At 29.1% G+C, this 12895-nt stretch carries 9 protein-coding genes; 1 reads left to right on the top strand and 8 read right to left on the bottom strand.

Features of this window, described 5'->3' with window-relative positions; genetic code table 11:
• The 4 genes from IC758_RS03940 to IC758_RS03925 all read right to left on the bottom strand — a co-directional run bounded on the left by IC758_RS03940 (position 1) and on the right by IC758_RS03925 (position 5871).
• A complete protein-coding gene (locus tag IC758_RS03940; protein WP_227860773.1) occupies positions 1-924 on the bottom strand; it encodes a hypothetical protein in 924 nt (307 codons plus the stop codon).
• A gap of 252 nt (positions 925-1176) precedes the next feature.
• Positions 1177-2877 (bottom strand): arginine--tRNA ligase, encoded by a 1701-nt coding sequence (gene argS / locus IC758_RS03935; protein ID WP_227433459.1) that lies wholly within the window; start codon positions 2875-2877, stop codon positions 1177-1179.
• A 177-nt stretch (positions 2878-3054) separates the two neighbouring features.
• A complete protein-coding gene (locus tag IC758_RS03930) occupies positions 3055-3471 on the bottom strand; it encodes a DUF523 domain-containing protein (protein WP_227433460.1) in 417 nt (138 codons plus the stop codon).
• A 21-nt stretch (positions 3472-3492) separates the two neighbouring features.
• Entirely contained in the window at positions 3493-5871 is a 2379-nt protein-coding gene (locus IC758_RS03925; RefSeq protein ID WP_227483008.1) for an endonuclease MutS2, read from the bottom strand.
• A gap of 322 nt (positions 5872-6193) precedes the next feature.
• Here IC758_RS03925 and IC758_RS03920 point away from each other — a divergent pair, with 322 nt between their 5' ends.
• On the top strand, positions 6194-7645 hold the full coding sequence (locus tag IC758_RS03920) for an aminoacyl-histidine dipeptidase (protein WP_227824723.1): 1452 nt from the start codon (positions 6194-6196) through the stop codon (positions 7643-7645).
• A gap of 316 nt (positions 7646-7961) precedes the next feature.
• Here the strand turns inward: IC758_RS03920 and IC758_RS03915 are convergent, their stop codons facing one another.
• The 4 genes from IC758_RS03915 to IC758_RS03900 form a co-directional block, all read right to left on the bottom strand.
• Complete coding sequence (locus IC758_RS03915) at positions 7962-10430, bottom strand: diguanylate cyclase domain-containing protein (RefSeq protein ID WP_227860772.1); 2469 nt, start codon at positions 10428-10430, stop codon at positions 7962-7964.
• Between the two features lie 238 nt (positions 10431-10668).
• A complete protein-coding gene (locus IC758_RS03910; RefSeq protein ID WP_227824721.1) occupies positions 10669-11490 on the bottom strand; it encodes a nitroreductase family protein in 822 nt (273 codons plus the stop codon).
• 104 nt (positions 11491-11594) lie between these two features.
• Positions 11595-12071 (bottom strand): NUDIX hydrolase, encoded by a 477-nt coding sequence (locus IC758_RS03905; protein WP_227433465.1) that lies wholly within the window; start codon positions 12069-12071, stop codon positions 11595-11597.
• A 212-nt stretch (positions 12072-12283) separates the two neighbouring features.
• The gene (locus tag IC758_RS03900; RefSeq protein ID WP_227824720.1) at positions 12284-12862 is read right to left on the bottom strand and encodes an HD domain-containing protein; all 579 of its coding nucleotides are present in this window, start codon (positions 12860-12862) and stop codon (positions 12284-12286) included.
• Between the last annotated feature and the right edge of the window lie 33 nt (positions 12863-12895).

The raw sequence follows: 12895 nt of genomic DNA, 5'->3' as shown, positions 1-12895 counted from the left end.
CTAAACCTTTTTAAACTTTAATATATAAATACCTGATTTAGAATGTATCTTTATGCTTAATATATTATCACTAAAGGTTTTCGACATAACTGTTATTTGATTAAATATGGGGTCTATTGTAGTATCGCCTTCTTCAAGGCTTATAAGACTTCTTGGTTCTATTTTTTTATTATACATTTTAACCCCAATTTTATATTTTCTCAACTTAACAACATATTCTGACATAGAAAGAATAAAATCTATATTATCTTCGTTTAATTCAGTCTCTTCACCTAAAATAGATAATATAGATTTTTTCATGCTTTTAATTCCTTCATTTTCTACATTTCTGTCTTCTATATAAATATCATATAAAATATTTAAAACACTTGATAGAATACTTTCTTCATCATAATCTTCATATTTTAAATCAATATATTTATCAATTAATTGTATTGTACCTATCCTTGCCATCTGAAACTTTACAATATCAGACTTGTCTAATTCTATAGAAAAATCTATTATCTTGTCTTTAATATTTTGTAGTAATTCGACATATTCAATTTTACTGTTATTTATAAGATTGTGCATAACAGAATTATATGCTACAGAACTTAATAAATAATCAAATAAGAATTCCTCTTTTCTAAAGTAACTCACATATTTTTTTATTAATTTAACAACCTCATCTTCACTTTTTTGAATATTAGTATTTGATAAAATTAATGGTAATAAAATATTTAAAAAATTGACATTACCTATTTTTTCTCCATAAAATCTAAAGTAAATAAGTTCATCTTTCAATCTCTTTTCGTCTATATATACACATCTTTGAGTTTTATCATCTATTAAGGATTTTGTATTTATTATAATTAAATCTTTAAGAGTCTTACTTCCATTATTAAAAGAAGATGTGTAGACTTTTTTTATTAATACGTCATTCATAAATATATCCTTTCTCAAAAACTTAATTTAAATATCCTGCTATTAAAAAAAAAGAGACAGCCCGTTAAGAAGCTGTCATATATAGGGGGATAGTAGTGTACAAAAATCATTGTAATCTACTATCTATATATTATTATACGATACTACTTTTTTATATGTAAAGCATCAGTTTTCGACATCCCTATATTCTACAGTTATACAAATTGCGTACTAAGTTCAATTTTATTCTTTTTATTTCAACATTTTGTTGTATTACATTCTTTCTGGAGCGTGCATTCCCAACAGCTTCAGAGAATTTTCTAAAGTTTGTTTTGTGGCTTGTACCAAAGCAAGTCTCGATTTTCTAATCTCTAAATTTTCCACTAAAATTGGATTGTCATGATAAAATTTATTAAACGCTTGAGCTAAATCTAGCATAAATCTTGTAACTATATGCGGTTCATTCTTCTTTAGAGCAAGTAAAATATTTTTATTAAATGACTCTATAACTCTAAGAACTTCTGCACTATCTTCATCAGCCAATAGACTATAATCTATATCAGAAGTGATTTCTTCTTTTGCTTTTCTTAAAACTGCACAACATCTAGCATGTGTATATTGAACATATGGCCCAGTCTCTCCATCAAAGCTTAATGTTCTTTCCCATGAGAAAGTATAGTCTTTTATTCTACTATTAGATAGTTCTTGGAATACTACAGCTCCAACACCTACTTGTTTAGATATTTCATCTACATTTTTAGCATCTGGGTTTTTAGTTAGTATAATATCCTTAGTTTTATCTATAGCTTGATTTAATGCATCTTCTAAAAATACAACTCTTCCTTTTCTAGTTGACATAGTCCCTTCTTCAAGAGCTACCATACCAAATCCAACATGCACTAAGTCTTTTGCCCATTCATATCCCATAAGTTCAATTACTTTAAACCATTGTTGGAAATGTAGGTTTTGTTGAGAACCAACTACATATATACACTTATCAAAATCATAAGTTTCTTTTCTATATATTGCTGCAGCTAAATCTCTTGTCATATATAATGTTGAGCCATCATTCTTAGTAATAAGAGCTGGTGGCATCTTATATTCTTCTAAATCAACGATTCTTGCACCTTTAGACTCTTGTAAAAGATTTTTCTCTTCTAACAACTCTATTACTCTGTCCATCTTATCAGAATAGAAACTTTCACCTGCTAAAGAATCAAATTCTATATCTAAAAGTTTATATACTCTACTAAATTCTTTTAGACTTTCATCTCTAAACCATTGCCATAATTCTTTTGCTTCTTCGTCACCATTTTCTAATTTAGTAAACCATGCTCTTGCTTCATCTTCCATTTCTGGATGTTGTTCTGCTTCCTCATGGAATCTTACATATAATTTTAATAATTCTGGGATTGGATTAGATTCTACTACTTCCTTTTCTCCCCACTTTTTAAAGGCCACTATTAACTTACCAAATTGAGTTCCATAGTCACCTAAATGATTTATTCTTATAGTTTTGTATCCTTGTGATTCATATATCTTATATAGAGCATTACCTATTACTGTAGTTCTTATATGCCCTATATGGAAAGGCTTTGCTATATTTGGAGAAGAGTATTCAACTATTACAGTTTTATCTTTTCCAAAATCACTACGACCATAATTTTCTTTTTCATCTAATACTTTTTTGATTACAGTTTCTGCTAATTGAGATTTGTTTACAAAGAAATTCACATATCCGCCTAATTGTATTACTTTTGTTATCTCTCCACTAGCTTCTATACTTTCTGCTAATTCACTTGCTATCATGTTTGGAGCTTTTCTAAATACTTTAGCTAATTTAAAGCATGGAAAAGCATAGTCACCCATGTCCTTGTTTGGTGGAACTTCTATAAGTGCCTCTATCTCTTCTATCGACAGTTCTTCTATTTTCTCTTTAAGGCAATTTGATATTGCTACCTTGAAATCTTGCATCTTGTTGCTCCTCTCTACATTGTTCCTGGTTTATATTGTGCTTATCTCTTTATGTTAAATCAAATTTAGTGTTTTTTCAAGTATTTCATTACAGGGCAAAACACTTTAATAATTATGTTTTCTGTATATATTAAAAATACTATAATTACAGTTTTTATCTATACGATTATTGCTTTTCTATAAGTCTTTTTCACTCTTGACTTTTATTCCTTCTTCTTCCAGTAACTTTGCTGTGATACCTTTCCCTGGTATTTTTTTGCCTGAAAAACTACCATCATACACTAGATTACATCCACAAGAGGGGCTACCCTCTTTTAGTATTGCTTCGCTACATACATATAATCTTGCTATTTTTAGAGTTTCTTCAGCCCCTCTTACAAAGTTTTCTGTTACATCTTTATTATCTTCTTTTGTGATTACTTTTCCATCAACTATCTCAGCAGGAGGTCTTGGTGTAGATAAACCACCTAACTGTTCTGGACATACAAGAGTAAAATCTTTACCTTTTAGGTATTCTTTTACTTCTTCATTTTCATTATTATCGCCACTATATTTACAATTTATTCCTATTAAACATGCAGATACTAATATCATAAAAATGTGCTCCTATACAAATTATTTTAGTTTAACAATTGTTACTCCTGCTCCACCTTCTCCATACTGTCCACCTCTTTGTGATTTTACATGTCTATTTTTTCTTAAAATGTCTTGTAGTCCTGATTTTAGCACTCCTGTACCAATTCCATGTATTACTGTTACAGATTCTAGACCTGCTACATATGCATCATCTAGATATTTTTCGACTTCCATTATAGCTTCTTCTAAATTTAAACCTCTAAGGTCAACTTCACTTTTTATATTTCCAGATTTTGCCCTTATGATATTTCTTGTTGATTTAGTAACGTGTTTTGAAACATCCTTGTGAGATTTTTGTAAAGATTTAAAAGGTAGAGTCATCTTCATTATACCAATTTGCACTACTGCTTCTTTTCTCTTTTTGTCTACAGAAACCACACTACCATTTTGATTTAAAGTTATTACTCTAACTTCTTCCCCTGGTTTTAGGTCTTTTATTTCTTTACTTGAAACTTTTGGAACTATCATACTTTTTACTGTTGGTTGAAGACTTCCCATAGAACTAGTCAATTCTTTTCTAAGTTCTTCTATTTTACGATTTTTTTCTTTAGAAGCTCTTTCTTGTTCTAAACTTCTAAGTTCCTTTATTATAAGGTCTACTTCTTCCTTAGCTTGTCTTGTTATTGAAAATGCTTCTGATTTAGCCTTTTCAATCATCTTATCTCTTTGAGTAACTAATTTTTCAAGTTTTTCGTCGTATTCTACTTTTAGTCTTTCTATCTCTTCCTTCAATCTCTCAGCTTCTTCTCTATCTTCAATAGCTTTGATTCTGTTCTTTTCAACATTTTGTAATACATCTTCTAAAGCTATGTTATCTGTGTTTATATATTCTTTGGCACGTGAAATTACATAGTCACTAAGTCCAAGTTTTCTGGAAATCTCAAACGCATTTGATTTTCCAGGAACACCTATAAGTAACTTATATGTTGGACTTAAAGTTTCTATATCAAATTCAACTGCTGCATTTTCTACACCAGATTTAGTAAGAGCATAATTTTTAAGCTCACTATAGTGAGTAGTTGCTATACATTTCGCTCCTACAGAGTTTATATCTTCTAATACTGCTATTGCAAGTGCAGCTCCCTCAACAGGGTCTGTTCCTGCTCCTAATTCGTCAAATATAACTAAAGAGTCTGCTGTTACGGTTTTTAGTATTGATACTATATTTGTCATGTGAGATGAAAATGTAGATAAACTTTGCTCAATACTTTGTTCATCTCCTATATCTGCAAATACATTATCATATACACACATACTACTTCCATAATCAGCAGGTATGTGAAGTCCACTTTGTGTCATAAGTGCAAATAAACCTACAGTTTTTATTGTAACTGTTTTACCACCTGTATTTGGACCTGTTATTACCAATGTGTGGAAGTCTCTTCCTAAATAAATAGTATTTGCCACTACTTTTTTCTTATCTAATAGTGGATGTCTTCCATTTTTTATATTTAAATATTTATCCTCATTTAATGTAGGCTCTATACCTCTCATCTGTATAGAAAGTTTTCCTTTTGAAAATGCAAAGTCTAATCTTCCAAGTATCTCTTGATTGGATATCAAATCTTCACTTACTTCTCCAACCATTGCAGAAAGTTCTGATAAAATTCTCTCTATCTCTTCTTGCTCTCCTAATTTTAGCTGTCTTAACTCATTGTTCATCTCTACTATAGTCATTGGCTCTATAAAAAGTGTCGCACCAGAAGATGACTGGTCATGTACTATACCAGCTACTTGCGACCTATATTCAGATTTTACAGGTACTACAAATCTATCACCTCTTAGAGAAATTATGGCATCTTGTAAGTATTTTTGATAAGTAGTTGAACTTATTATTGAATTTAATTTAGACCTAATGGATTGATTTTTTTGAGCTATTCTTCTTCTGATATCTCTAAGTGTACTTGAAGCATTGTCAGATATTTCTACTTCACTTATTATCGCATTGTATATCTGTTCTTCTATATCTTTATATACATATAGAGAATTTGATAGAGATTGTATTATTGGATAATTAAAATCTTCTTCATCACTGCTAGATAGACTATTTTTTAATCTTCTAGCTACTCTTAAAGTATCCGCTATCATAATTAAACTTCCTGGGTCAAGAGATGCACCTATATAGGCTCTTTTAACCTTATCTTCTATATCATGAATACCATCCAAACCTACTGAACCTCTCTTTATAATAATTGATTGAGCTTCACTAGTTTCTTCTAGCATGGACTTTACTTCTACAAAATCAGTATTTGGAACTAAACTTTCTATATATTTTAGACCTAAAGAAGATGAGGCTTTCTTCTTTAATAAATCTATTATTTTATTGTATTCTAGAACTCTTAACGATTTCTCATTCATTTTTCTATATTCACCATCCTCAATATTTTAACTTTTTTCTTTAATATTTAAAATGTATGCTTTCCAAGCATTTTCAATAAAAACTGCAAGTTTTATTTCTTTTTTATTTCTAAATTTATTATATTTTTTCTCTTTTAGATATATTTTAAACATATTTTGTATTATACTATGTATGTAGCTATCTATATATTATACATAAACATGCTTTATTTGTAATATAATCTGTTAAAAAATCTTCTTTAATATTTTTTAAAGGAGTTTATTTTAGCTTATTTTATAAAAATAGCTACTTATATAGATAAATTAAGGAGGAACACAAGTCATGGGAAACGTATTAGAAGGATTAAAGCCAGAAAATGTTTTTAAAAACTTTGAGAAAATATCTCAAATTCCTAGAGGTTCTGGAAACGAGAAAGGCATAAGTGATTATTTACTTAGCTTTGGTAAAAATTTAGGGCTTGAAACTATCCAGGATGAAAGTTTAAACATAATAATAAGAAAGCCTGCTACAAAAGGATATGAAAATTGTCCAGGAGTAGTTCTTCAAGGACATATGGATATGGTTTGTGAAAAAGAAAAGAATGTTGAACATGATTTTCTTAAAGACCCTATAAAATTAAGAATTAATGGTGATATGATATACGCTACTGGAACTACTCTTGGAGCTGACAATGGTATCGCTGTTGCTATGGGTATGGCTATATTAGAAGATAATACTTTAGAGCATCCAGCATTAGAAGTTTTAGTTACTGTTAATGAAGAAGATGGTATGAATGGTGCTGATGCATTAGACCCAAGCTTAATCAAAGGTCAATATATCCTAAACATGGACTCCGAGGAAGAAGGATATCTATTAGTTAGTTGTGCTGGTGGTAAAACTTGTGTTGTTAGTCTACCTGTTGAGTACAAAGAAGTTGGAGCTGACAAGCAAGCTTTATTAGTTGAAGTTACTGGATTATTAGGTGGACATTCTGGTATGGAAATTGTTTTACAAAGAGCAAATGCTAACAAAGCAATAGCTAGAGTATTAAGCGTACTAGATGTTGATTACGAATTAGTTTCAGTTGATGGTGGTACTAAGCATAATGCTATACCTCGTGAAGCTAAATGTATAATAGCTGTTGATAAAGCTGATGTTGAATCTGCTAAAAAACAAATAAATGATATTTTAACTGCATTTAAACATGAGTTTACTACTTCTGACCCTGATATGGCTTATTCAGTAGTTGAAACTTCTGCAACTAAAGCTCTTACTAAAGACTGCAAAGAAAAAGTTATTCAAATGTCAAGCTTAACTCCTCATGGTGTTCAATCTGTAAGTCTTGATATAGAAGGATTAGTTGAAAGTTCTACTAACTTTGCTATAATTGAAACTAAAGAATCAACTATTGAATTCTTAACTTCTGTTAGAAGTTCTGTTATGTCTATTAGAGATGAGATAGCTGATAGAATAAGACTTTTAGCTCAAGCTTTAGGTGCTGACTATGGTCTTACATCTCAATATCCAGCTTGGGAATTTAAAAAAGGTTCTAAATTAGAAAAAATATGTAGTGAAACTTATGAGAAATTAACTGGTAAAGTTCCTACTGTTATGGCTCTACATGCTGGTCTTGAGTGTGGATTATTACTTGATAAACTTCCTCATGCTGAAGCTATCTCTATAGGACCAGATATGTTTGATGTTCATACTCCAAAAGAACACGTTAGTATACCTTCTATTGCTAATGTTTGGGATTATGTTATTGAAATATTAAAATCTATGAACCAATATTAAGACTAAGTTTTAAGAAGCAGATTTTAATTCTAAGTAAATCTATATAAAATTAACCTGTAAATTAATACTAATGTTAGCATCAAGTTTAATTTTAGTGTTAATTTATAGAAATAAAGCCTAATGATGATAATAACATACGTCATTGGGCTTTATTATTTTTACTTTAAAAAGATTTATTAGATACTTTTTATTTAAAAATTTATTATATTTTTATACTGAATCTTATATAAATTAATACATCTCTTTTATGTACAATTATACAAAACTCGTTCAATTGTATCTTATTTACAATTTTTATAGTAAATCTTACTAAAAATTATACTCCTACTATTTTAAATTTATTTCTTCCTTGCTTCTTAGAATCATAAAGAGCATCATCTGCCATTTGATATAATTCGTCATATTTCTGTCCATATTTTGTTATTACTACACCCATACTTATAGATATGCTTTTTCCACTTGGCAGTTTTATGAGGTGAATTTGTTTATATACTTCATTACATTTATTGACAAGTTCTTCCTTATTTATTATATCTTTAATATAGATACTAAACTCGTCTCCACCCAATCGACCAACAATATCATTTTTTTCAAAACTTCTAGCAAGTACTTTTGCAACATCAATTAATATTTTATCTCCAATTAAATGCCCATAAGTATCATTAATAGACTTAAAATAATCAATATCTAAAATTAACAAAGCTCCATTTTTGTTAGGAGATAAATTAGATAAACTTTCTGTAGTTAACTTTCTAATATATGCTGAATTAAGAATATTTGTTAAGCCATCTTTTTGAACCTTATCCAGTAACTTATCTTTTTCCTCTTTTTCAGAATCAATATTAGATATTTTTCCAATTACATACACTGGTACACTTTTTTCATTATAAATTATTTTTGAAGTAATTCTAATCCAGTGACAACTACCATCAGCGCATATAGAATACATTTCAGTCGTCCCATTCTCCTGTGACTTGATTACATCAAAAAACTTTTTATTATGTTCTATTTCAATCTCACTCATAGCACTCTTACTTATACCATAATAAGTACTAATTCCTTTCCCTTTCATAGAAACTATCAATTTATCTCGTTTATAATCATATTCAAAAAAGTATTCACTTGCCATTTCATAAACTTCAGCATGCTTTTTAAGTTCCAAAGATATTTTCTGATTCATACTTTTACGTGTATGCAGGCTCCATGCCATACCTCCAATAATGCAAAGTAATAAACTAGCAACTATTAAAATAGTTTCAATTGGATTTTGTTGCATAATATAAAGTAGTGAAAAGTCTTGTCTATATGTAGTGTTTTGATAGATAATTGATTGCATCTTTTCTGATGGAATGCTTATAATAGCTTTATTAAATATACCCAATAATTCCTGCTTACTTGGTTTAACTATTCCAAAGCAAATACTCTGTGATTCATAAGTCTGTGGAACTAAACGTACGTTTTTGTACTTAGGTTGATTAATATAGTACTGTATAGAATATCCTTCTCCATAAGTATAATCTGCAAACCCTTTGTTAACAGCTTCTATACACTCTTCCAAAGTATCATACCATATGACATCCCCATTAAAATAATTATCATAACCAGTCCCTTTAGGTAGAGCTAGACGTTTTCCATCTAAACTATTTTCATTTAATTTGTTATTAATCATCATAATATATTGGGTGGAAACAAATGGTCGAGACATAGTCACATTGTGTTTACGAGAATCTTCATAATCATAAATCATTCCTGCTACAATATCAATTTCATGATTTTTAGTCATTTTATCCAAATCTTTTTGTGACTTTACAGGCACCAGTTCAAACTTCAATCTAGTTTTATCAGATATGTGATTTAATAAATCTATTGATATACCCTTTAATTCTCCTGTTTTTTTATCTATGTTTTGAAATGGTGGCTTATTTAAAAGTACTCCAACTTTTAATGTATCTATATCTTTAATATATGTAGTTTCATCATCAGACAAAATCATCTTACTATTTTCTGGTGTAAAATATTTTTCATACAAAGCAGTCGAAAAATATGGGTCTGTCTGTTCGATATTATTAATTGCTGAATTGAGTCTTTGAGTTAAGTCTGTACTTCCTTTAGGTGTAATAAAATAGAATGGCTTTGGTGAGAATTTAGCTATAGTACGCACACCTTCCATTGGACTCACACTCACATTAAGCAGTGCATCTGCTTCACCAACCTTTAGTGCTTGTAATTGTTCTTCTTGTGACTTACAATATACCAATTTAGGTGATATTAAATTCATCTTGCAATATTCATTTAATTCTTTAAGCCTAGTATTAGAATTCTCTATTACAGCAATACGAATTTCTTTCATAGCTTCTAACCTTATACTATCAATAGCTGTATTTTCATATAATACTTGTAATACTGTATTTACTACTCCATAACTATTACCTGCATAATTATACAATTTTTCCATCTGCTCATTGTATAACATGCTTCCCATTATATCAATCTCACCTTTTTCTAACATGTTCATTAGTTTTGTAAGAACTTCATTTTCATCACCAGATACTTGAACAAATTCATAATTCCATCCAGTATATTGTGCAATTTCTAACAGATATTCGTATGTATATCCAGAGTACTTACCTTGTTTATCTAGTTCAGTTAACCCTTTTTGAATAGGATAAGCAACCCGAATAGTACGATTATCACTACCTAGAGCATTGACATTAAAAGGAAATATGCAAGAAGTGAATATGGATGCAATTACAATAATTAATAAAAGTAATTTTTTTGAATTCACTACACTAATCCTCCATATAATTAAGATTTACAATGCAAATTACTACTTAAACTTTTAGATATGAAAAAGTAGATTAGCATAAAAAAGGATATAAAAATTTACTTAAAAATTTAAATATCCTCACCATATACAATATACCTAGATTATAACTGATTTATTTGATTATTACAACAAATTTACTATATTAAATGTATACATTATCTTGTGCTAATCTCAAGTATATAATACATTCTAAGTTCTATCTTATTTCAAATTTAGCACTATTTCTATTTACAGTTCTCTTATATTTTACACTTGGGTATCCCAATATAAATGAAGTTATAACTGCTTCATTATCATTCATTCCCAATAATTCCTTTAACTTTGGCTCTACATTTGATGCCATAACAAAGAATCCATTGTAGCACATTCCTAATCCTTGAGAATAAGCCATAAGCTCCATATTAGACGCAGCTAATCCACCATCTACATATACACTTCCTCCTAAAGAAGTATCACCAACAACTACCATAAGTAATGGTGCATCATAGAATAGAGAATCATATCCTTCTTCTTTATATCTTTTGTACATTCTCTTAAATGTATTTTTATATATAGAACGTACAGGGTCTTCATCATCAGTATTTAATGCCAAGTTATAAAGCCCTTCTATTGCTAATTCTTTTACTTCTTTTAGTTTTTCTTTTACTAATATGTATCTTATCGGTTGTCTATTTCCACCTGTTGGTGTGTATCTTCCTGCTTCTACTATGTTTTTTATTTTTTCTTCTTCTACCTCTATGTCTTTATAGCTTCTTATACTTCTTCTAAATTTGATAAAGTTTAGTAATTTTTCAGGCTCTAGTTCAAAATTTTCATGATTGAATTCTAATACTTCATTTTTATCAAATCCCTGCATTTCTATTGCATCTGTTGGACATATAGCCATACAGTGACCACAATTAATACAGAGAATATTTTTCACCTTTGCTTTATCTTCTTTAACCCTTATTGCATTTACAAGGCAGTCCGACTCACACATACCACATCCTACACATTTGTCTAAATTTATGTCTATCATTCCAGATTATTCCTCCATTTTAAAATTTTTACTCTAGTATAAATCAAATAGTTGTCCTAGTCAATTTTTATTTTTTTAACAATACAGAGGCTTTAATTTTTTAATTAATCTAAAAAATTTACACTGTAATCTTTCAATTTACCATTATCATATGTTATCTTTGCACTAAAAATTTTGCCTTTTTTAGCCCAATCTAAAAATAATCTGTCGCCTTCCCACATATTTAAGTCAAATATTTTATCATTATCAACCCAAAGTAACTTGCCTTCTTTACAATTATCTAAATCTTTGTTAGATAAAGTTCCTTCAAATTCATCTGAAAAATACAAAAACATATACCAATCTTCTTCATCTTTAAATTTTGGAAAAGTTATCAATCCTTTGTATGTTAATGACTTAAGAGTAAGACCTGTTTCTTCTTTAACTTCTCTAACTATACATTCTTCTGGTGTTTCTCCCTGCTCAAATTTTCCACCAACACCTACATACTTACCTTCATGTACATCATCTTTCTTCTTATTTCTATACAACATTAAAGTCTTACTATCTTTTTCTATATAACAAATAGTCGTAAGTTTCATATACTTCGCCTTACTTTCTCTTTTCTATTTTTCATTTACTTATTTTATATATTTAAGTTTATTACTATAACTACTGATGCAAAGAATCACTATAATTACTCATTGCAGTCAATTATTAACAAGTTGACCTTAAGTTTATATTAATTATAGTCATTTATTTAAACTAATTATTTATCAATTCACATTTTTAAATTTATTGTTATTTTCCTTATTTACTCATTTTCATTGTTTTCAAGTACATCACTAATATTTTTCATTGCATTAAGAGAAAGCTCTGCAAATTCATCAAATGGAATCCCTATATCTTCTATACTTCTCATTGCATCTCTATTTACATTTGAAGCAAATCTTGTTTCTTTCATTCTTTTAATTACAGATTTTGTCTTTACACTCATAAGTTTTTTATCTGGATAAACTAAAGCTATTGCAGTTATAAATCCAGTTATAGGGTCTGCTGCATATATAGCTTTTTCCATTAAACTAGTTCTTGTAACCCCCATACCATCATGATGACCAAGTATTGCTCTATACATTTCTTCATCACCAAAATTTTCTTTTTTAAGAAGTTCTACAGTTGTTGTTGCATGACCTTCACAGATTTCTCCTGGCTTTCTTCCAACTATATCTGAATCCAAATCATGTAAAAGACCTGCAACCGCCCATTTTTCTTCTTTCTCTGGCTCTAGTCTTTTGGCTAAATCTTTCATAACTGCTTCAACTGCATAACAATGTTTTCTCATTCTATCAGTTTCTAAATACTTAAATAAAATGTCTAAAGCTTCTTCTCTCATTTTCAGTAATCCCCCTGTTTTTTCATAGATATG

Source organism: Clostridioides sp. ES-W-0016-02, from assembly GCF_020641035.1.
In the GTDB taxonomy this organism is placed as follows: domain Bacteria; phylum Bacillota; class Clostridia; order Peptostreptococcales; family Peptostreptococcaceae; genus Clostridioides.
This window is presented reverse-complemented; position numbering and strand designations above follow the sequence as displayed.